General features: G+C 53.6%; 15 protein-coding genes. 12 read left to right on the top strand and 3 right to left on the bottom strand.

From position 1 onward, the window contains the following. The first annotated feature begins 236 nt into the window (after positions 1-236). Positions 237-1,682 carry a S41 family peptidase gene (locus ACO2Q8_RS10145; protein ID WP_423344689.1) on the top strand — a complete coding sequence of 482 codons (1,446 nt, stop codon included), beginning with the start codon at positions 237-239 and terminating at the stop codon, positions 1,680-1,682. A gap of 55 nt (positions 1,683-1,737) precedes the next feature. Here the strand turns inward: ACO2Q8_RS10145 and ACO2Q8_RS10140 are convergent, their stop codons facing one another. Continuing rightward, on the bottom strand, positions 1,738-2,127 hold the full coding sequence (locus ACO2Q8_RS10140) for a gamma-glutamylcyclotransferase family protein (RefSeq protein WP_423344688.1): 390 nt from the start codon (positions 2,125-2,127) through the stop codon (positions 1,738-1,740). Positions 2,128-2,212: 85 nt separating this feature from the next. Between ACO2Q8_RS10140 and ACO2Q8_RS10135 the strand changes: the two genes are divergently transcribed. The 6 genes from ACO2Q8_RS10135 to ACO2Q8_RS10110 all read left to right on the top strand — a co-directional run bounded on the left by ACO2Q8_RS10135 (position 2,213) and on the right by ACO2Q8_RS10110 (position 12,001). Further along, entirely contained in the window at positions 2,213-3,682 is a 1,470-nt protein-coding gene (locus tag ACO2Q8_RS10135; protein ID WP_423344687.1) for a TonB-dependent receptor, read from the top strand. A 165-nt stretch (positions 3,683-3,847) separates the two neighbouring features. After that, positions 3,848-5,482, top strand: coding sequence for a sodium/sugar symporter (locus ACO2Q8_RS10130; RefSeq protein WP_423344686.1), 1,635 nt, complete (start codon positions 3,848-3,850; stop codon positions 5,480-5,482). Between the two features lie 115 nt (positions 5,483-5,597). Then, entirely contained in the window at positions 5,598-6,245 is a 648-nt protein-coding gene (locus tag ACO2Q8_RS10125; RefSeq protein ID WP_423344685.1) for a hypothetical protein, read from the top strand. Between the two features lie 113 nt (positions 6,246-6,358). Beyond that, on the top strand, positions 6,359-7,351 hold the full coding sequence (locus ACO2Q8_RS10120) for an aspartate-semialdehyde dehydrogenase (RefSeq protein WP_423344684.1): 993 nt from the start codon (positions 6,359-6,361) through the stop codon (positions 7,349-7,351). 240 nt (positions 7,352-7,591) lie between these two features. Next, complete coding sequence (locus tag ACO2Q8_RS10115; RefSeq protein WP_423344683.1) at positions 7,592-10,282, top strand: TonB-dependent receptor domain-containing protein; 2,691 nt, start codon at positions 7,592-7,594, stop codon at positions 10,280-10,282. Between the two features lie 96 nt (positions 10,283-10,378). Then, positions 10,379-12,001, top strand: coding sequence for a M28 family metallopeptidase (locus ACO2Q8_RS10110; protein ID WP_423344682.1), 1,623 nt, complete (start codon positions 10,379-10,381; stop codon positions 11,999-12,001). 108 nt (positions 12,002-12,109) lie between these two features. Here the strand turns inward: ACO2Q8_RS10110 and ACO2Q8_RS10105 are convergent, their stop codons facing one another. Together ACO2Q8_RS10105 and ACO2Q8_RS10100 are read right to left on the bottom strand one after the other, a co-directional pair. Continuing rightward, complete coding sequence (locus ACO2Q8_RS10105) at positions 12,110-13,036, bottom strand: sugar phosphate isomerase/epimerase family protein (protein WP_423344681.1); 927 nt, start codon at positions 13,034-13,036, stop codon at positions 12,110-12,112. 5 nt (positions 13,037-13,041) lie between these two features. After that, positions 13,042-14,331, bottom strand: a complete 1,290-nt coding sequence (locus ACO2Q8_RS10100) for a Gfo/Idh/MocA family protein (protein WP_423344680.1) — start codon at positions 14,329-14,331, stop codon at positions 13,042-13,044. A gap of 301 nt (positions 14,332-14,632) precedes the next feature. Here ACO2Q8_RS10100 and ACO2Q8_RS10095 point away from each other — a divergent pair, with 301 nt between their 5' ends. Genes ACO2Q8_RS10095 through ACO2Q8_RS10075 form a run of 5 tightly spaced genes read left to right on the top strand, consistent with a single transcriptional unit; the run spans position 14,633 to position 21,660 of the window. Beyond that, positions 14,633-16,222 (top strand): hybrid sensor histidine kinase/response regulator, encoded by a 1,590-nt coding sequence (locus ACO2Q8_RS10095; protein ID WP_423344679.1) that lies wholly within the window; start codon positions 14,633-14,635, stop codon positions 16,220-16,222. Positions 16,223-16,243: 21 nt separating this feature from the next. Next, positions 16,244-19,855, top strand: coding sequence for a response regulator (locus tag ACO2Q8_RS10090; protein WP_423344678.1), 3,612 nt, complete (start codon positions 16,244-16,246; stop codon positions 19,853-19,855). A gap of 47 nt (positions 19,856-19,902) precedes the next feature. Beyond that, positions 19,903-20,268 carry a response regulator gene (locus tag ACO2Q8_RS10085; RefSeq protein WP_423344677.1) on the top strand — a complete coding sequence of 122 codons (366 nt, stop codon included), beginning with the start codon at positions 19,903-19,905 and terminating at the stop codon, positions 20,266-20,268. Positions 20,269-20,278: 10 nt separating this feature from the next. Next, on the top strand, positions 20,279-21,088 hold the full coding sequence (locus ACO2Q8_RS10080; RefSeq protein ID WP_423344676.1) for a CheR family methyltransferase: 810 nt from the start codon (positions 20,279-20,281) through the stop codon (positions 21,086-21,088). Further along, the gene (locus ACO2Q8_RS10075; RefSeq protein ID WP_423344675.1) at positions 21,070-21,660 is read left to right on the top strand and encodes a chemotaxis protein CheB; all 591 of its coding nucleotides are present in this window, start codon (positions 21,070-21,072) and stop codon (positions 21,658-21,660) included. The genes ACO2Q8_RS10080 and ACO2Q8_RS10075 overlap by 19 nt, the downstream gene beginning before the upstream one ends. The last annotated feature ends 5 nt before the right edge of the window (positions 21,661-21,665 follow it).

Raw genomic sequence — 21,665 nt, 5'->3', positions numbered from 1 at the left:
CTTCGGGTTATTGCACACCTGGTGTAGTAACCCGAAGGGCGTTTTTTCGTTGGTACCAGTTGCGCTTCAAACTCGTTAATATGCTATATACGTTGGTTCAACAAAACAATATTCTGATTAAAATCCAATTAATGAGAAAGGCCTATAGAACAATTAGGTTACTCGTTACGTTTAAAATAGAGAAGCCAATGGGGCGTTAGCATAGTGTCAGTAAACCATCAACAAACGATTTAGTAATGAAACTTTTTTGGAACGTACGATCCCAGGCCTGGATCGTAGCCGTGGGTGTTGGGTTGTGGATGACCGGTTGTAAGAAAGAGCCTGACCTCGCTCCCGAGCCGTCGGTGACCAGCACTCCTTCAAAAGCCGATCAGTCGGTCAACAACTGGATTCTGGAAAATATGCGGGCGGTGTATTACTGGAATGATAAAATACCGGCCAACCCGGATACGACCCTCGCTCCCGAATCCTTGTTTTATTCACTGCTGTACGATTACAACAACAGCGCCAACCCGGAGCGCGACCGGTTTTCGTGGATTCAGCCGAACGTCGAAGAACTGAAATCGTCGCTGAGTGGGGAAGAAAAAACGACCGGCCTGGAAGTTAAATATTACCTGCGGGCGCAGGGTTCGACGGATGTGATTATCCAGGTGTTGTACGTGCTGCCCGGTTCGCCGGCGGCCAAAGCAGGCCTGAAACGGGGCGACATCATTACGGCGGTGAACGGCCAGAAGCTGACGACCAGCAACTACGCTTCGCTGGCGAATGAACCGACTACCTTCAATTACGGACTCGGCAAGGTCGAATCCGGCAAGATCGTGGACACGCAAACGGTGAAAATCGTCACGGCGGAAGTGTTTCAGCAAAACCCGGTTTTTCTGGATTCCGTCTATACGATTGGCAGCAAGCGTATTGGTTATTTGGTCTACAACCAGTTTATTCCCGGCCCGAACGGCAGTACCACGCCGACCTACGACCAGAAGCTGGAGCAGATTTTTACTAAATTCAAGGCGCGGGGTGTGAACGAACTCGTGCTCGATCTGCGCTATAACCCAGGCGGTTACGTGTCGTCGTCGGTTAAACTGGCTAGCATGATCGGTAAAGGCATCGACAACACCAAGACGTTTTACCGAACGGAATACAACAAAGACCTCATGGCCGAAATCGAGCAAGAAGGTCAGACGAACGACCTGGTGACGCGCTTTCAGAATAAATCGCAAAATATCGGCAGCAATCTGTCGCGGGTATTTGTCCTGACCAGTGGCGGCACAGCTTCGGCCAGCGAATTGATTATCAATGGCTTGAAACCGTTTATGTCGGTGATTACGATTGGCGAAACGACTTACGGCAAAAACGTGGGCTCGATTACGATCGAGGATGAAACCGGCAAAATTAAGTGGGGCATGCAACCAATTGTCTTTAAGTCGTTTAACGCGCTCAATCAATCGGATTATTCGACCGGCTTCAAACCGACGATTGCGAAAAGTGAACCGCTCGAAGTGAAGCAACTCGGAGATCTGGAGGAAATGTACCTCGGCACGGCCATCGCTCAGATTACTGGCACCTCAAGCGCACGGATTTCGGCCGATCGGGGTCCGCAGTTGCCCGTCCTCGGCTCCTCGGTCGAACGCCGGGCGGGTGGCAGCAACATGTTTGATGACCTGAATCCGTTGAAACCGTAAATCAAATTATTGTTAAATAGTGTCTCAAAACCCGCTCCGGAAGCGGGTTTTGGCGTTACTTGCCATACCGTCCGGAACGAATCAGGGGCAGCGCATCCGTCGGCTGGTTGAACAAATACGTCCAGCAGTCGACCGGCCCGTCGGCGGTTTGCACCGGGACAACGGCCCGCGTGTATTCATCACCTTCATAGTCGTCAAGCGTTTGCAAGAGGCTTTCGAACACCGGGATTGGTACGCAATACACTTCCCCGTGTACTTTTGCATCGGTCAGCGGGTCCAAAACTGCTCCGGGGTACGTGCTAAGATCGTACAACCAGCCCGCGAAAAAACCGGGTCCGAGCAGACGGCTGTGCAGCCGGAGCCAATTAGCCATCGGGTGTTCTGAGCCGCTGAGCAGCGTTCCGTAAACAAAAAGATGGGCAATCGGTGTTTCAGAAGTAGCCATTCAGTAGGCAATATTGGGATGATCTTTGTAAATTTAAACCAAAACCGCTCCGAACGGCTCCAATAGACCAACTACTCGCCAACTTATGTACGATAAAACAATTGGAACCAAGCAGAAAGCGCTACGGATCAACCTCGACCGGCGGATTTACGGCTCGTTTGCCGAAATCGGGGCTGGGCAGGAAACCGCAGCCATGTTTTTTAAATCCGGGGGGGCATCGGGGACGATTGCCAAAACCATGTCGGCTTACGACATGACCTTCAGCGACGCGATCTACGGCCCGGAAGAAAGCGGCCGCTACGTAGTCGAATCGCGGCTGATCAAGATGCTTAATAAAGAATACAGCCTGATGGAGAAACGGCTGGCCGAACAACGTGGTGAAACGACCACGTTTTTTGCGTTTGCCAATACCGTTGTGGCCCTTAATTACCAGAAAACCAACGAAGCCCACGGTTGGATTGGCCTGCGGTTTCAACTCGAACCCAAAGCGCCCTATAACGAGGTAGTGATCCACGTCCGGATGCTCGACAATGAGAATGTCTTGCAGCAACAGGCGCTGGGGGTAATCGGGGTCAATCTGATCTATGGCTGTTATTACTACTACAAATCGCCCGAAACGCTGCTGCTTTCGCTGATGGACGACCTCTCGCCGGAGCGCATCGAGATTGACATGATCCGGTTCGACGGCCCGGATTTCGCCAGCGTCGACAACCGCCTGATGAGCCTCTACCTCGTCCGGAACGGTTTTACAAATGCGGCTTTGTTTGGGCCGGATGGCCGGGTGCTGCAACCCTCGGAAGCGCTCTACAAACGGCACATTGTGCTGCTGCGCGGGCGTTTACGGCCCGTCACAAACGTCCACATGGACATGCTCGGCAACGGTCTCAAACAGTTTCTGGAAGAAACGGACATCGACCCCAACCGGGTTGTGACCGTTGCCGAACTGACGCTGCACAACCTGGCGGCCAACGTCGACCACGGCATCGATGAAAAAGACTTTCTTGACCGTGTTGACATTCTGTGTTCGCTTGGGCAAACCGTGATGATTTCGAGCTTCCTGGAATATTACCGGCTCGTGGCCTACCTGTCACGGTTGACCCGGCTAAAAATCGGGCTGATTCTGGGCATCCCGAATCTGGAGTACATTTTTGAAGAACAGCATTACAAAAACCTGCCCGGCGGCATTCTGGAGTCGTTTGCGACCTTGTTTAGCCGCAAGGTAAAACTGTTTATCTATCCGACGTTGCGGTCGGGCGGGGCCATCTACCGCTGCCAGGATTTTGAGTTGCCACCGAATCTACAGCCGCTGTATCAGTACCTCACCGCAAACGATAAAATCGAGGACATTACGGATTACAACGAAGAAAACCTGCACATCTCGACCGACCGCGTGCTGCAAATGGTGAAAGCCGGGGAAGACGGCTGGGAAGCAATGGTGCCAGCAGGCGTCGCCAAAATCATTAAGGATAATTGCCTGTTTGGGTATCCGTGTGAGGTAATTTTCCCGCCAGCCGCCCAACCGCTGCGGGCCGCCACCGAGGTTCCTCCGCACTGACACTGCCATCACTCCTCTGAAGCCCCGGGTTGCACCCGGGGTTGTCCATAGTCAACCTTTGGCGGGGTTGGGAAGCAGGAATTGTGGGACTTAGGGCGGTTCGAGTTGAACGGGACGGGAAATAATTCTATTTTGCCATTCTTTCAGCCTAAATACCAACCTCGAATGAACCACCTTCAACCCGCTGATTACGCGGTGTTCCTGCTCTATTTTGTCATCGTATCCGGCTACGGGTACTGGATTTACCACCGTCGGAAAGCCGCTGAAACCAACACCAAAGACTTTTTCCTGGCCGAAGGCTCGCTGACCTGGTGGGCCATCGGCGCGTCGCTGATTGCCTCGAACATCTCCGCCGAGCACTTCATTGGCATGGCCGGTTCCGGTTTTGCGATGGGGCTGGCGATTTCCTCCTACGAATGGATTGCAGCCGCCACGCTCATCATCGTAGCCGTGTATTTCATCCCGATTTACCTGAAAAACCGCATTTACACCATGCCGCAGTTTCTGGCGCAGCGGTACAACGACACCGTCAGCACGATTCTGGCGGTTTTCTGGCTGGTGGTGTATGTGCTGGTCAACCTGACGTCGATTCTGTACCTGGGCGCGATTGCCATCGAGTCGCTGGCCGGAATTTCGTTCACGACCTGCACGATTGGGCTGGCTCTGTTTGCCATCGTCATCACGCTGGGCGGCATGAAAGTGATCGGCTATACGGATGTGATTCAGGTGGTTGTGCTGGTCTGTGGCGGGTTGGTCGTAACCTATCTGGCGCTGGATCTGGTGTCGACCAAGCTGGGCGTCGCTGGCGTCTGGAACGGGCTGCTGTCGCTCCGGACCGAAGCCGACTCGCATTTTCACATGTATTTTCCGGAAGGCCACCCGCATTACAGCGTGCTGCCGGGCATGGCGCTCGTGACGGGCGGGATGTGGGTCAACAACCTCTCGTACTGGGGTTGTAACCAGTACATTGTGCAGCGTGCGCTGGGCGCCGACCTGAAAACCGCCCGGAGTGGCATTCTCTTTGCGGCTTTTCTGAAGCTTTTGATTCCGTTGATTGTGGTCATTCCGGGCATTGCCGCGTATGTGCTTTTCAAAAACGGCACGTTTCAAAGCGAAATGACCACCCACGGCGCGGTCCGGCCCGATAACGCCTACCCGGTTTTGATGAACCTGCTGCCCACGGGCATGAAAGGGCTGGCCTTCGCGGCCCTGACGGCGGCCGTGGTGGCCTCGCTGGCCGGAAAGTGCAACAGTATCTCGACCATTTTTACGCTCGACATTTACAAAAAATTCTTCGACCAAAACGCGTCCGAGCAGAAACTCGTGCGCGTCGGCCGGTACGCCGTGATTGTGGCCTTCGCCATTGCGATTGTCATTGCGCCGATGTTGCGGTCGTTCGATCAGGTGTACCAGTACATTCAGGAGTACACCAATTTTGTATCGCCGGGGGTGTTTGCCATCTTCCTGCTCGGTTTTTTCTGGAAACGCACCACCACGCGGGCGGCTTTGACGGCGGCCATTCTCAGCATTCCGCTGTCGGTGTTGCTCAAGTTTTGGGCGGAAGTGATGGGCGCGGTTGGCGTGCAGGCCAACGACATTCCGTTTCTGCACCGGACGATGTGGGTATTCTGCCTCGATGTGGCTATCATGGTCGTCGTCACGCTGACGGACCCCGCCAGCCACCACAACGAAAAAGGCCTGGAGATCGACGGGCGGATGTTCCGGGTAACGCCCTCATTCGTAGCCGGTTCGGCGGTGATTCTGGGCATTCTGGCGGTTTTGTATTTTAACTTTTGGTGATTCGTCACCCAAGAACCGTTCATAAAATAATCAAAGCTCTTCTACTGAAATTTCTAATCAAACTTTAATCATATAAACAGAGTTTTTCTGTAGATTTCATAAAAAAATTTCGACGATGAAAACTCTGTACCTTTTTCTAGTGCTGGCATGGCCTGTGGGAGTATGGGCGCAGTCAGAACTAAAACCCATTGAAACCGTCACGTCTTCTATTCCGCTTTACACGCAATATGGGTACCGGCCCCACAGCGTCACGCAGTATCTGTACGACGGCATTGAAGTCCGCCGACCGACCGACTTAGGCCAGTACATCCTCGCTTCGGGCGATCCGGACGCCATCCGGGAATACCGTGAGTTCAAAAGTGGCCGCGAATTAGGAACCGGTCTGCTGGCCGTCGGGAGTGTGACGACGCTCGTCGGCATGATCATTACGGCCATTCCGAAAGAAGTACCGGCCCAGAACGATTTTCCCAAAGGACTGACGTATTACAACGGCGCCTGGTACGGCAACGGCATGGTTTATTACGGTAGCAACCCCAACGCCCAGACGGAGCCGAAAAAAGAAGTTCGAAAAGGCGGAGTCGTCACGATGGCAACGGGCATGAGCCTCATCCTGGTGGGCGCTTTGGTTCGGATGCCCGGTTTTCATTTCCGGCGTTCCATTCAATACTACAACAAGGCCCTGCGCACCCGCGACGTTTCGATTCGGCTCGAACCGCACTGGGAATCTACCAACGCCGGAGCCGGTTTGGTGGCCCGGTTTTGACAAGGAACAAAGACCCCGCACATTTTTAGAATATTTCCCTGATCTATCGGCATTTCTGCGTACTTTTGCACCCAATTTTTAAGCACAGTTTCACTTAATCGTTTGGTACAAAAATGAAAATTGCAGTCGTGGGAGCAACCGGCCTGGTCGGTGGCGAAATCCTGAAAGTGCTCGAAGAGCGTAACTTCCCGGTAACGGAACTGATTCCTGTCGCGTCAGAGCGCTCGGTAGGTAAACAGGTGACGTTCAAGGGTAAACCCGTTACGGTCGTGAGCTTCGAGGATGCCATCGCGGCCAAACCTGCCATTGCGATTTTCTCGGCCGGGGGCGGCACGTCGCTGAAGCTGGCCCCACAGTTTGCCGAAGCCGGGATTACGGTGGTCGATAACTCGTCGGCCTGGCGCATGGACCCGACCAAAAAACTGGTCGTGCCGGAAATCAACGCCCACACGCTGACGCGGGAAGATAAAATCATCGCCAACCCGAACTGCTCGACCATCCAGATGGTGGTGGTGCTGAACCCGCTGCACAAAAAATACGGCGTGAAGCGCGTGGTGGTGTCAACGTACCAGTCCGTCACCGGAACCGGGAAAGCCGCTGTCGATCAGTTGTTTGCCGAGCGCTCGGGCGACCAGTCGACCGAGAAGGTGTATCCGCACCAGATCGATTTGAACGTGTTGCCGCACATCGACGTATTTCTGGACAACGGTTACACGAAAGAGGAGATGAAAATGGTGAACGAAACCAAGAAGATCATGGGCGACGACACCATTCAGGTAACGGCCACCACGGTGCGGATTCCGACCATCGGTGGGCATTCCGAAGCCGTGAACGTGGAGTTCGAGAACGACTACGAACTGAGCGATGTCACGAAAATTTTGCAGGAGTCGGAGGGTGTTATCGTCCAGGACGACCCGAAAAACTACCTCTACCCGATGCCGCTGACGGCCCACGGAAAAGACGAGGTGTTTGTCGGCCGGATTCGGCGCGACGAAAGCCAGCCCAACGCCCTGAACCTCTGGATCGTGGCCGACAACCTGCGCAAAGGAGCCGCTACCAACGCCGTTCAGATTGCGGAATATTTAATCGAAAACAATTTGGTCTAACGGCCAGTTTATACAATTATAAGCCTGTCGGTTTTACACTGACAGGCTTTTTTATTTATCAGCGTATGGGTCACAAACGGTTCGATAAAGGCGTTTTTCAACGAAAATGTAACACTTTCGATTCAAGAATTTCAAAAAATAGGCTGATCGTTTCCGGGTTCAGTGAGTAATCGCTCGTTAGGCAAACAGAGCATCGTTCATACGGTTTATTAGATAGATACAATTTTACGATTCTGCATAATGAAAATCTCTTTGGTTATTCTTGGCGCAGTAGTAGCCGTTTTTCTGAACGCAACAACCAGTTGGGCGCAGCAACCTGCCCCCGTATCGAATTCGATGCTGGAAGCCATCGGTCTGGAACCTGACACGACCCGGCCAGCCGCCCCAACCCGCCCGGATACGACCCAGTATAACGTCGCCGACCGTCCGGATACGGTCCGTTCGGCACCAGCCCAGTCGACGCTCCCGGTTTCGCCAGTTCCTGCATCAGCCGGAGTTCCGACAACCACGCAGGCGCAGCGTCCGGTTAGCGCGGAGTCGGTGGTCGGCAACGGCAAAATCAGTGGAAAATTGATCACTCCGCAGGGGGGTAAAAACCAACCGGTCGAGTTTGCCAGCATCGGGCTGTTCCGCTCGCGGGATTCCAGTTCCGTCACGGGGGCACTGACCGACGAAAAGGGCTTTTTCCAAATTACGAATCTGGCCCCAGAGGCCTATTACATTCTGATTCAGAGTCTTGGGTTTGCGGCCAAGCGAGTCCCGCGCATTGTCATCAGCCTGGACAAACCGCTGGTCGATCTGGGTAATATTTTATTGACCGAAACCGCCCAGCAACTTCAGGAAGTGACCGTGCAGGGTCAGCGACAGGCATACGAATATTCGTTGGATCGGAAGATTGTGAACGTCGACCAGTTGCCGATTGCGCAGGGTGGCTCGGCCATCGATATTTTGCAGAACGTGCCGTCGGTGACGGTGGACGTCGACGGAACGCTGAGCCTGCGCGGCAGCAGCAACGTGATTGTACTGGTCGATGGCAAACCGTCGGGCTTGACCGGTCTCGATCGTCAGGCTATTCTGGACCAGATTCCGGCCAGTAACATCGAGCGTATCGAGATGATCACCAACCCCTCGTCGCGGTTCGATGCCGACGGAGCCGCCGGGATTATCAACATTGTACTGAAAAAAGAACGCGGAGCCGGTTTTAACGGGAATGTGCAGCTAAACGTCGGCACGCGCGACAAATACAATGCGTCGATCAACCTGAATTCCCGGTTTAAGAAACTCAACCTGTTCAGTAGTTACAACTTCCGGGCCGACCGCCGGTTTCAGTACCGGATTTCGGAACGGCAAAACTTTTTCGAAGACTCAACCAGCTTTCTGGCGCAGCGCAACGACGCCATCCGTCGGCGGGTGAACAACAACCTCCGCGTGGGTTTCGACTACACGCTGTCGGCCCGTGACAACATTACGGCCTCGGTCATGTATCGCCCTGAATACAGCCGCGACACCGAAGTCGAAGTGTTCAATACGCTCGATGCTAACCGAATTTTGCTCGGCCAGACGATTCGCACCACCGAAGAAACCGAACCCGAACGCGGTCTGGACTACACCTTTGGCTATCGCCGGACATTCGACAAAAAAGGCCGGGAGCTTTCGTTCGACGCGACTTTATCCAATAACCGGAGCACGGAATACCAGAACTTCAACAACACGACGACCCTGCCCGAAAACCTGCTGACGCCGAACTTCCTGATTGGCCAGCAACGCGCCGACAACGGCCGCGACAACCGGGTGGCGGTTTTGCAACTGGATTTTGTCGAACCGATGAAGGACAAGAAAAAGTTCGAAGCCGGTTTGAAACACACTTACCGCCGGTTGGGCTCGGATTACACCTTCGAGAACCTGCTGGACGAAGGCTGGACGATCAACCCGGCCATCAGCAACAACTTCATTTACGATGAACGAACCAGCGCAGCCTACGCCAATTTCGGAAATGAGATCAAAAAATTCAGCTACCAGGTCGGTTTGCGGACGGAATACACCAACATCAATACGGACCAGCGGACCACCAACGTTCAGAATCAGCGGGATTATATCTACCTGTTTCCCAGCGTTTTCCTGAACTACAACGCCAGCGAATCGCAGAAGATGCAGATCAACTACAGCCGACGCATCAACCGGCCTTCGACCTGGTCGCTCAACCCCTTTATCGACCTGTCAGACCCGCTGAATATCCGGTTTGGAAACCCGGATTTGAACCCGGAGCTGATTAATTCGTTCGAAATCAGCCACTTGCTATACGGCAAAAACACTACCCTTACCTCCTCGCTATTTTTCCGTCAGACAAACAACGAAATCACCCGGTATCAGGTTCTGCGCCCCGACGGCATTACGGAACAAACTTCGCTGAACCTGAACCGCTCGCAGAATTACGGGCTGGAAATCGTACTCACTCAGGACATCCTGCGCTGGTGGAAGGTGAACGGCAATTTCTCGTTCTTCCAGCGAAACATTCAGGCCAGCGCCGACATACCGGGCATTCTGACCCGCACCAACCGGAGCTGGACGGCCCGTGTGACTTCGAACATGAACCCGCGAAAAGGCACGGATATTCAGGTAGCGGCCAATTACCGGTCGCCGTTCATTGTGGCGCAGGGAACGATAAACGGCTTTTTCAATGTCGATCTGGGCGTGAAACAAACTATTCTGAAAGGACGCGGAACGATCAGTCTGCGAGTCAGCGATATTTTCAACACGCTGCAATTCCAGAACGAAAGTTTCGGGACCAACTTTGTCTCGACCAGCCGCAACAAACGCGAAAGCCGCATCGGTTTTATCGGCTTCAGTTACCGCCTGAGCAAACAGGTGGTGCGTGAACGGGAACGTGAAGAGCGCGAGCGCGACGACGCGCCCGGCGAAAATGACTTTTAACCGTACCCACGGACTTTAGTCCGTGTCTGGATAATTAGTAGATTAGTAGATCTAACTTCCAGAAGCAATCACGGACTAAAGTCCGTGGGTACGGATATGAACCGACTTCTTGCAATCAGCGTCCTGCTATTACTGTCCCAATTTCCGGCGTATGCCACCGCCGACAGCGTCGTGATCGACGGCAAAACGTTTGTCAAACACGTCCAGGTGCTGGCTTCGGATGCCTACGAAGGCCGAAAACCGGGCACGGCCGGGGAAGAAAAAACCGTGCAGTACCTGAAAACCGCCTTTCAGAAGATCGGACTAAAACCGGGCAACGGCTCCAGCTACTTTCAGGATGTGCCGATGGTTACCATCAATTCGACACCAGCCGGGCCGCTGGTGTTGAAAGGCAAAACCGGCTCCCTCTCGCTCGCGAACCTGACGGACTACGTTGCCACCACGCCCCGCGTGCAGAAGCAGGTACAGGTCAGCGATGCTGAGCTGGTGTTTGTGGGCTACGGCATTGTCGCGCCCGAATACAACTGGAACGACTACGCCGGACTCGACATGAAGGGCAAGATTGCGGTGGTGATGGTCAACGATCCCGGAATGATTGACAGCACGCTGTTCAAAGGCAACACGATGACCTATTACGGCCGCTGGACCTACAAATACGAAGAGGCCGCACGCCAGGGAGCCGCCGGGGTGCTGATCGTGCACGAATCGAAAGCGGCCAGTTACGGCTGGTCGGTGATTCGGAGCAGTTTCTCGAAGTCGAAGCTGTATTTGCAGACCGCCGACAACAACCAGTCGCGGGTAATTCTGGAGGGTTGGATTTCGCTGGATGCCGCTAAAAACCTGTTCAAACTCGCCAATGTCTCACCGGAGTTATTCCGGCAGGCGGGTGAACGCGGTTTCAAACCCGTCAGCCTGGGCGTCACGACTTCGCTCGTGATCAATAACGAGATCACCAAATCGACCTCGCGGAACGTGCTGGCTCTGCTCCCGGGCACCAGCCGCCGGGACGAATACATCATTTACAGTTCGCACTGGGACCATTTGGGCAAAGGTGAAGCCATCAAGGGTGACTCGATTTACAACGGTGCGTCGGACAATGCGTCCGGCACGGCGGCTTTGCTTGAACTGGCGGAGACGTTTGCCAAGCTGAAAAAGAAACCAGCTCGCTCCATCTTGTTTCTGGCCGTCACGGCCGAAGAACAGGGCCTGCTGGGTTCGGAATTCTACGCGACGCACCCGGTTTTTCCGCTGAACAAAACCGTCGCCAACATCAACATGGATGCGTTTCATGCGCTGGGCCGGACAAAGGATGTCGTAATTGTTGGGCGGGGGCAGTCGGAACTAGAGGAGTATGCCGCAACAGCCGCTGCGAAACAGGGCCGCACGATTCGCGGGGATTTCAACCCTTCAGCGGGCAGTTATTTCCGGTCCGACCACTTCAATTTTGCCAAAGTCGGCGTTCCGGCGCTGTACCTCAAAACCGGCGTCAACTCGGTCAAAAACGGCGAAGCCTGGGGCCGGGCGCAATTGGAAGACTACAACCTGAACCGCTACCACGCGCCCTCGGATGAGTATTCACCCAACTGGGATATTTCCGGCATCATCGAAGATATGCAACTACTGTTCGACGTTGGCTACCGGCTGAGCAACGAATCCACCTTCCCCGGCTGGAAAACCGGCTCGGAGTTTAAGGCGATTCGCGAGAAAGCCAGAAAGTAGCCCTTGTCATTTCGTTATTCGGTGTTCGCTATTCATTATTCGATATTTTGAGTATTTTTTAATATCGAATAATGAATAGCGAACACCGAATAATGAAGGGAGAGACAACTATGCCCTAAACAGCGCGTCCATTTTCTCCCGAATCGTCAACAGCCGGTTGCGGTCGCCCCCGTTGACTTCGGCGGAGGCCCAGCCGGAATAACCGATTTTGCGTAGGGCATTGTTGACGACCGGCCAGTTGCAGTCGCCTTCCAGAAATTCGACATCGAAGCCTTTCCAGAGTCCCTCGTCCTGCTGCTTCTTCAGGCTATATTCTTTCACATCCAGTTTCAGAATCCGCTTGCCGAGTGTTTCGATCCAGTGCGCGGGCCAGCCGTAGCGGAGAATATTGCCCACGTCGAAATACCAGCCCACCATTGGGTTCTTAAACTCATCGACAAACCGGGCGGCTTCCAGCGGACTGATCAGAAAGCTGTTCCAGACGTTTTCGAAGGCAATTTTCACCCCGGTTTTTTCGGCCACCGGCAGCAGTTTTTTAATTTCCTCCCGCGACCGTTTGTAGGCGTCTTCGTAGCTGACCTCGGCTTTCACGACGCCCGGAACCAGCAAAACCGTGGTGCCGCCGTACGCTTTCGTATCCTCCAGTGACTTTTTCATCGCTTCCACGCAGGCTTCCCGCACCTTCGGATCCGGGTCCGACAGCGGGGATTTCCAGTGGAAGGAGTTGACGGTACCGGGCAATTCCAGGCCGGTTTTGTCGCGGGCGTTCAGCACCTCCTTCCTATCGAGGTCGTTCGGCGTATCGAGTTCGACGCCGTCAAAGCCCAGGTCTTTTAGGAGTTTGAATTTATCGAGGATCGACAAATCTTCTTTCACCATCCCCCACTTCAGGCTTTTTTTCACCATCGGTTGAGCGACGGCGGTTTTATCAGGAACGGCGACGGGTGGACCGACGACTTTCGGCAAGGCATGGACGACGGACACACCGCTCACGGCGGCCAGCGAGCCGTTTTTCAGAAATTCTCTACGATGCATGGGGTTCAGGAAAAGGTGGTAATACCGGGTCGGGCCACTTCCACAACGGGCGGTTTCATGTCAAAACTATAGGTGTCAGGACCCAATTTCTCGGTCGAGTTCATCGCTTCGTCCCAGGTGACGCGTCGGCCGGTATAAGCCGCCATCCGGCCCATGATGCCCAGGAGCGTACTTTGCGCCATCGCTTCGCCGTGGTTGATCACGTCGCCTTTCCGGATGGCCGCAAATAGCTCATCGTGTTCGGTCTGGTACATGTCGTTGGCCACGCCGTTGTATTTCCACTTTTTCCGGCCAGTTATTTCATGCACGTTTCGGGATACGTTGGCAACGGCCCGGCCTTTCGTGCCCAGCACTTCGCACATATAACTGCCTTCGCAGTTGACCTGCTGGCGACTGAAATGAAAGCCTTTGGCCCCGTCTTCGTACTCGTACGTAATGGCAAAATGGTCGTAAATATTGCCGTAGATGGGCTCGGTCCGGACTTGCCGACCGCCGGTTCCGGCGGCCGAAAGCGGTAGTTTGTCACCAAAGGCCCACGACATCATATCGACGCTGTGAATGGCCTGCTCGACCAGGTGGTCGCCCGACAGCCAGGTGTAGTAATACCAGTTGCGAAACACGTATTCGGCATCGGTCCATTCCGGTTTTCGCGGATGCGACCAAACCGTGCCGGTATTGTAGGTATTGTAAGCGGTGATGACGTCGCCAATGGCCCCGTCCTGAATTTTGGCAAACGTCGCCCGTTTAGGTTCATGAAACCGCCAGCAAAAGCCAGAAAGCAGGGAGATTTTCTTTTCTTTGGCAATTTTGGCCGCTTCGAGCACTTTCCGAACGCCGGGCGCATCGACCGCCATCGGTTTTTCGCAGAAAACGTGCTTCCCGGCCTGTACGGTCGCCATCAGGTGTTCCGGGCGGAAGTGAGGGGGCGTTGCCAGAATCACCACGTCGACGCCGGAATCCAGCACTTTCCTGTAGGCATCAAAGCCCAGAAATTTGTGTTCCTCATCGACCTTGACCCGGTCGCTGTGGGTTTTCCGGAGGTTATTCAGCGAGTCCTCCAGTTTGTCGCTAAAAATATCACCAACGGCGTGCAGCACCACGTTCTGGTCGGCTTTGAGCGCCTGCATGGCCGCGCCGGAGCCCCGGCCCCCACAGCCGACCAAACCGACTTTCAGCGTGTCGCTGTTCATACCGGCAAACGACCGGTGCGGATTTAAAATGGTTATGGAGGGTAACACGCTGCTGGCCAGCGCCATGCCGGTCATCTTCAAGACGTCTCGACGGGAAGTATTCATTCAGGTAAGGATTAGTTGAATTGGGTGGAGAACCGTTATGATTCCGCAGGAAATATACCCAGTTGAACCGGGAAAGTCAACGAATCAGGTCGATTCCCCCAAACATGCCAAATACAAACTTTTTGAAACTTCACGTATATGTTTAGACGTTTACCGTTACGTTACCTCTTAAATATATTTATTTACTGAATTAGCTTCAGGTTTGGATGCACCCACTTCAGTGTTCTATCTTCACAATTGGATTGCTAGTGAATCGGAAACGTAAAACCCTTAAGCATAGCCCCCATTACCTGCCCTGCGTATGATTTTACTCGTTGATGACAGGCCGGAAAATATTCTTCCACTCAAAAAGATCCTCGAACTGCACGGTTTTTCGGTCGATACGGCCGATTCGGGCGAAGAGGCTCTGAAGAAAGTCCTGAAAAACCGGTACGCCGTGATCATTCTGGACGTGCAAATGCCCGGCATGGACGGTTTTGAAGTAGCGAATGCCGTCGCCGGTTTTAGCAAGGCCAAAGATACCTCCATCATGTTTCTGTCGGCGGTCAATACCGAAAAACGATTCATCACCCAGGGCTACACCTCGGGCGGGGTTGATTACCTTACCAAACCGGTCGATCCGGATATTCTGGTTCTGAAAATCAAAACGTTACACCGCTTATATCACCAGCAGCAGGCCTTACGCGAAGCGCAGCAATCGCTTCAGAAGGAGGTTGAAGTACGGAAAAAAGCGCAGGAAGAACTGGCCGCCCGCATGGAAGAACTGCGGTCGGTGCTGGCATCGCTGCCGCAGATGGCCTTCACCATCTCGCCCGACGGCCAGCTCGAATACGTCAACGAACACTGGTTCCGGTATTCGACCGACTCGGCGGCTTTCCCTGAGGCCCATGCCGACGACAGTCTGTTCGACGACTGGCCGGTATATCTCCGGAACGGCATCGAATTTACGCGTGAGGTGCGGCTGAAAGAACTGCAAACCGGCGAATACCGCTATCATCTGCTGCGCATTCTGCCCATCAAACAACAAGGCGCGGTGGTCCGCTGGGTTGGAACGTTTACGGATATTCACCCCCAGAAAATGGCGGCTGAAGTGCTGGAGAAAGAGGTCGAAGTACGGACGAAGGAACTGTTGGTGAAAAACGTCGAACTGGAGCGCAGCAACCACGAGCTCCAGCAATTTACCTGGGTCGTTTCGCACGATTTGAAAGAACCGCTCCGGAAAATTCAGATTCTGAACGACCTGATCAAAGAACGGTACCTGGCCGACAACACGGAAGCCATTACGTACCTCGAACGCTCCATCAACTCGTCGGCCCGGATGTCGAATCTGATCAACGATTTGCTGACTTACTCGCAGTTATCGACCCCGGCCCTGTTTCAGCCAACCGATCTGAACGCCGTTATAAAAGAAATCCTGGCGGATTTCGATGAAATCATTAACCGGAAGGAGGCCATCATTACGGTTCATCCTCTCCCCATCATCGACACCATCCCGGGCCGCATCCGGCAGGTTTTTCAGAATTTGATCAGCAACGCACTCAAGTTTTCGAAGAAAGACACGGCGCCGGTGATCAGCCTGACGGCCGAACGGATTCGGGAAAAAACCGTTGACAGCGAAGCGGACCCGAAAGGCGGTTTTTACCGCTTTGTGGTTAGCGATAACGGCATTGGCTTCGATGAAAAATTCATGGATCGCATCTTTGTGCTGTTTCAGCGGCTGACCAACCGAACCAGTTACGAGGGAACCGGCATTGGTCTGGCTATTGCGAAAAAGAACATCGACAAACACAACGGAATTATTTCCGCCCGCAGCAAGGTTGATGAAGGCAGTCAGTTCATCCTGATTTTACCCATTCAACAAACCAACGAACCCGAACTCCCCAATCGTTAAGCGCCTTTCAACCGCCAGGCTATGCCGCAATCGCTCTCCAATTCGGTCATCCGACAACTGCAAATTGTCTTTTCCATTTCGGTTTTACTGCTACTGGTCAGTTTGGCAGCGTCTTTTCTCAGCACCCAGCGACTGATTCAAAATACCGAGCTGGTCAATCATACGAATCAGATCCTGATTGAAGCTGAGAACATCATTTCGTACATGAAAGATGCCGAAACCGGGCAGCGGGGTTATTTGCTAACCAAAGACCCCCTTTTTCTGCAACCGTATAACGGCGCGTACGAGAAAATGGCGACCAGTTATAAGACTCTGACCGAGCTGACAGTCGATAACCCGGCCCAGCAAAAAAACCTTTCGCAGGTCAGCGCTTTGTACGAAGCCAAGTTTGACCAGATGCAACGGGTTATCAACCTGACGAAAAACAACCGGATTTCCAGCCGCGACACCGTCGAACGGCATAGAGAAATGATCCGGGGCAAACTGATTATGGATGATCTGCGAGCCGCGATTAACCGGATCAAGACCGACGAAAACAAATTCCTGCAGTCGCGGCTGGAGCAACAGCAGCTCTACATCCGGTTTACGCCTTACCTGCTGGTTCTGGCCGCCCTGATTTCCATCGTCATTACCATCAGCGCGTACGTCCGCATCAAGAAAGACCTGGATGATCGCATTGCCAAACAGCGGGAAGCCGAGGAAGAATATCGGGAAACGACCGCCCGCATCGGCGTACTGGAAGATATTACCACCGACATTGCCGAAGGGAAGTATTCCGTCCGGAGCCAGGATGAGCGTGACGATGAGCTGGGCCGGATCGGGCGGGCGTTCAATACCATGGCTGAGTCGCTGGAAACGACCTTTACCCGGCTCAAAAACCGGGACTGGCTGCAAACCGGTACGGTGCGGGTCAACGATGCCATGCGGGATGAACGCGAACTGGCCAAGCTCGCCGATAACCTGATCGCTTCGCTCACGGCTTATATAGATGCTCCATTAGGCACCATTTACATCATCGATGACAACACCGGTTTCAAACTGGCAGGACACTTTGCGGCTGCCCATGCCCCGCAAACGGTCAGACCCGGTGAAGGACTGGTTGGCGAAGTGATCCGAAACCGAAAACCCCTGGTGGTCAACGATCTACCCACTAATTACCTGAGTATCAACTCATCGCTGGGTGCAACGCCACCGACTACCCTGGTGATTCTGCCGCTTGTCTACGGCCGGGTTTGCATCGGCGTGATCGAGATCGGGATGCTTCGCAAACCGGACCCGTTGGAACTGGAGTTTCTGGAAGCCAACCTGGAGACCATCGCCATCGGCGTCAATTCGGCGCTGGATTACGCGAAACTCCAGAACTTCCTGGAAGAAACCCAGGCCCAGTCGGAAGAATTGCAGGCGCAGCATAATGAGTTGGAAAACGTCAACGCCGAACTCGAAGCGCAGGCGCTGAAACTGCAGGCATCGGAGGAAGAACTGCGCGTGCAGCAGGAAGAATTGCAGCAAACCAACGCCGAACTTGAAGAACGAAGCTTTTTGCTGGAGGAGAAAAACAACGAAATCCAGCGGAAAGCCGAGGAACTCGAACTCAGCACCCGCTACAAATCGGAGTTTCTGGCGAATATGTCGCACGAACTCCGGACTCCGCTCAACTCCATTCTGCTCCTGAGCCGGTTGCTGGCCGAAAACAACGAAACGAATCTGACCGACGATCAGGTCGAGTACGCCAAAGTCATTCAATCGTCGGGGAACGGGCTGCTGGGACTGATTGACGAGATTCTGGATCTTTCCAAGATCGAAGCGGGGCAAATGAAGCTGGAATACCTGGAGGTTTCGCTGGGCGAGATTACCGACGAAATCCAGGCGCTCTTTGCGCCCCTCGCCCGCGAAAAAGGGCTGGATTTTGCGGTTTCGATCGAGAAGAATGTGCCGCCGGTCATCGAAACCGACAAAATGCGGCTGGGGCAAATCCTGAAAAATTTGATTTCCAACGCCCTGAAATTCACGGCGCAAGGGAGCGTGGCACTTACGATCAAACGAACGCCCAAAACCGACTCGACGCTCAGCTTTATCGTGAAAGATACCGGCATCGGCATTCCGCCCGAAAAACAGCACCTCATCTTTGAAGCCTTCCAGCAGGCCGACGGGTCGACGAAGCGGAAATACGGCGGCACGGGGCTCGGCTTGTCCATCAGTCGCGAACTGGCCAAACTGCTCGGGGGCGAAATTCTGCTTGCCAGCAAGGTCAACGAGGGCAGCGAGTTTACTGTCCACATTCCCATCAAGGGAATGCCCGCGAACGTGGATTCCGAAGAATCCGTCCAGTACGTGAGCCGTCAGCCGGAACCGTTGCCTGTGGCCGACCCCGAAAAGGAAACCGCCAAAAAATACATCAGTACGACCATTCCGGAGAACATTCCCGACGACCGAAACGCCGTCACGGAGCAGGATAAAACCATCCTGATCATCGAAGACGACACGAATTTTGCCAAATCGCTGCTCGATTATTCCCGGCGAAAAGGCTACAAAGGCATCGTGGCGGTTCGCGGTGACGAAGGCCTGAAGCTGGCCGGAACCTACAAACCGCTCGGGATTCTCCTCGACATTCAGTTGCCGGTCATGAGCGGCTGGCAGGTGATGGACGCCCTGAAAGCCAATCCCGAAACGCGCCACATTCCGGTTCATATCATGTCGTCGCACAAGGTCAAAACCGAGAGCCTGATGAAAGGCGCGGTTGATTTTGTGGATAAACCGATGGCTTTTGAACAGATGCAGGAAGTGTTTGAGAAAATCGAATACGTCCTGAACCGGACCTCCAAAAAAGTGCTGATCATCGAAGATAACCCGAAACACGCCAAGGCACTGGCGTATTTTCTAGAAACCTTTCACATTCATTCCGAGCTGAAAAGTAATATCGCCGAGGGCGTCGATGCACTGCAAAAAGACGAGATCGACTGCGTGATTCTGGACATGGGCATTCCGGACACGAAAGCTTACGAAACGCTGGAAGAAGCCAAGAAAAACCCGGGCCTGGAGCACCTGCCGATCATTATTTTTACCGGCAAAAGCCTGTCGCTGGCCGAGGAACTGAAAATTAAGAAGTACGCCGATTCGATCATCGTCAAAACCGCCCATTCGTATCAGCGGATGCTCGATGAAGTCTCGCTGTTCCTGCACCTGGTCGACGAAAACAAAAAGGCGGGAAGTCTGAACGACAATTACAAAAAACTGGGCGCGTTGAGCCAGGTACTGGCCGACAAAACCGTGCTGATTGCCGACGACGATGTGCGGAACATTTTCTCGCTTTCCAAAGCACTCGAGAATTACAAGATGAATGTCATCACGGCGCTGGACGGCAAAGAAGCGTACCAGAAACTGAAGGAAAACCCGAACGTCGACGTGGTGCTGCTGGACATGATGATGCCGCAAATGGATGGCTACGAAACCGCCCGTAAAATTCGGGAAAACTACCAGTGGAAAAACCTGCCGGTGATTGCCGTAACGGCCAAGGCCATGACCGGCGACCGCGAACGCTGCATTCAGGCCGGGGCTTCCGACTACATCACGAAACCGGTTGATATCGATCAACTGGTTTCGCTGCTGCGGGTCTGGCTCTACGAACGCACCTGACCTGCGTTATCAATGTGCACCGACGAGACCGTATTTTGAACGAACTTATGCAGAAGAAACGAATCTTGATCATTGACGACGATACCCGCAACATTTTTGCGCTGACGGCTACGTTACGGGCTAAATCCTTCGATTGTCTTTCGTGCACCAACGCCCAGGATGCACTGGAATTGCTGAAAACCGACGAAGTGGTCGACGCCATCCTGATCGACATGATGATGCCCGAAATGGATGGGTACGAAGCGATTCCGCGCATCAAAAACATTGAAAAGCGGGTTCATACGCCGATTATTTCGGTAACCGCCCAGGCGATGGTCGGCGACCGCGAAAAGTGCCTGCAAGCGGGTGCAACCGATTATATTTCAAAACCGGTCGATGTGGACCGGTTATTGTCGTTGCTGTCGCGTGTTTAATCCTGGTAAGATGATCGAGGACGCGGAGGTTGAACTGATTCTGAGCGATCTGTTTGACATTCATGGGTACGACTTTACGAATTACGCCCGGGCGTCGCTCAAACGCCGGATTCACCGGTTGTTTACGCTGGACAAGTTTCCCAGTTTTGCCGAGTTTCGCTACCGGATCAAATCGGACACCGGTTATCTGAAACAGGTGATCGAGGGATTGACGGTCACGGTGACCGAAATGTTCCGCGATCCGTTGTTTTACAAGGCCCTCCGCACGGAAGTGGTACCCTCCTTAGCGGCCAAACCGTTCATTCGGATCTGGCACGCGGGCTGTTCGACGGGCGAGGAAGTGTTTTCAATGGCGATTCTGCTCCGGGAGGCCAATCTTTTGCATAAATCGCTGCTGTATGCCACGGACTTGAACCCCGAAGTACTCGAAAAAGCCCGAAAAGGCATTTTCCCGCTGGCCCAGATGAAGCTGTACTCCGAAAACTACATCGAAGCGGGGGGCAAGCAGGACTTTTCGAGTTACTACACGGCGCAGTACGGGCAGGTAAAGTTTGATGAGAAACTGGCCGAGCGCATGATTTTCTCGACCCACAACCTGGTTTCCGACCGTTCGTTCAACGAATTTGACCTTGTTCTGTGTCGAAATGTGCTGATTTACTTCGATAAATACCTGCAGGAACGAACCCTTCATCTGTTCGATGAGAGCATCGGGAAGCTTGGTTATCTGGCGCTGGGCTCGAAAGAAACCCTGAATTTTTCGGCCCTTAAACCCAAATACAAACAGTTGAGCAAAGAAAAAATATGGCGGAAGATCGGGTGAAAACCGTTTGTAAAGCTGTAGTGATCGGAGGTTCGGCGGGAAGTATCGAGGTGTTCCTGAAACTGCTCCCCGCCCTGCCGATGCCGTTGTCGTTTGCCGTAATTATTGTCGTTCACCGCAAAAATTCAACCGATTCATCGTTAGCCCATGTATTATCGATTAAAACCGCCGTTCCGATTCAGGATGTGGAAGATAAAGACCCGGTTTTGGCCGGAAATATGTACCTCGCGCCCGCCGATTACCACCTGCTGATCGAAAAAGACGAAGTTTTTTCTCTCGATAATTCGGAGAAAGTGAATTATAGCCGTCCGTCGCTGGACGTTACGTTCGAGTCGGCTGCCGATGTGTACGGCCCGGCGCTGGTGGGTGTGTTGCTGTCGGGCGCTAACGCCGACGGAACCGCTGGGCTGAAGGCCATCAAACAGGCGGGCGGCATCATCGTGGCCCAAAAACCGGAAACCGCCCAGTCGAGCTTCATGCCCCAGCAGGCTATTATGCATGCACCCGTTGATCACGTTCTGGACGTCGACGGGCTAATCACCTTTCTTCGTTCACTCAACCGCCCGGTCTGACCACC

It is taken from the genome of Larkinella sp. VNQ87 (genome assembly GCF_049445795.1).
GTDB lineage: Bacteria > Bacteroidota > Bacteroidia > Cytophagales > Spirosomataceae > Larkinella.
This window is presented reverse-complemented; position numbering and strand designations above follow the sequence as displayed.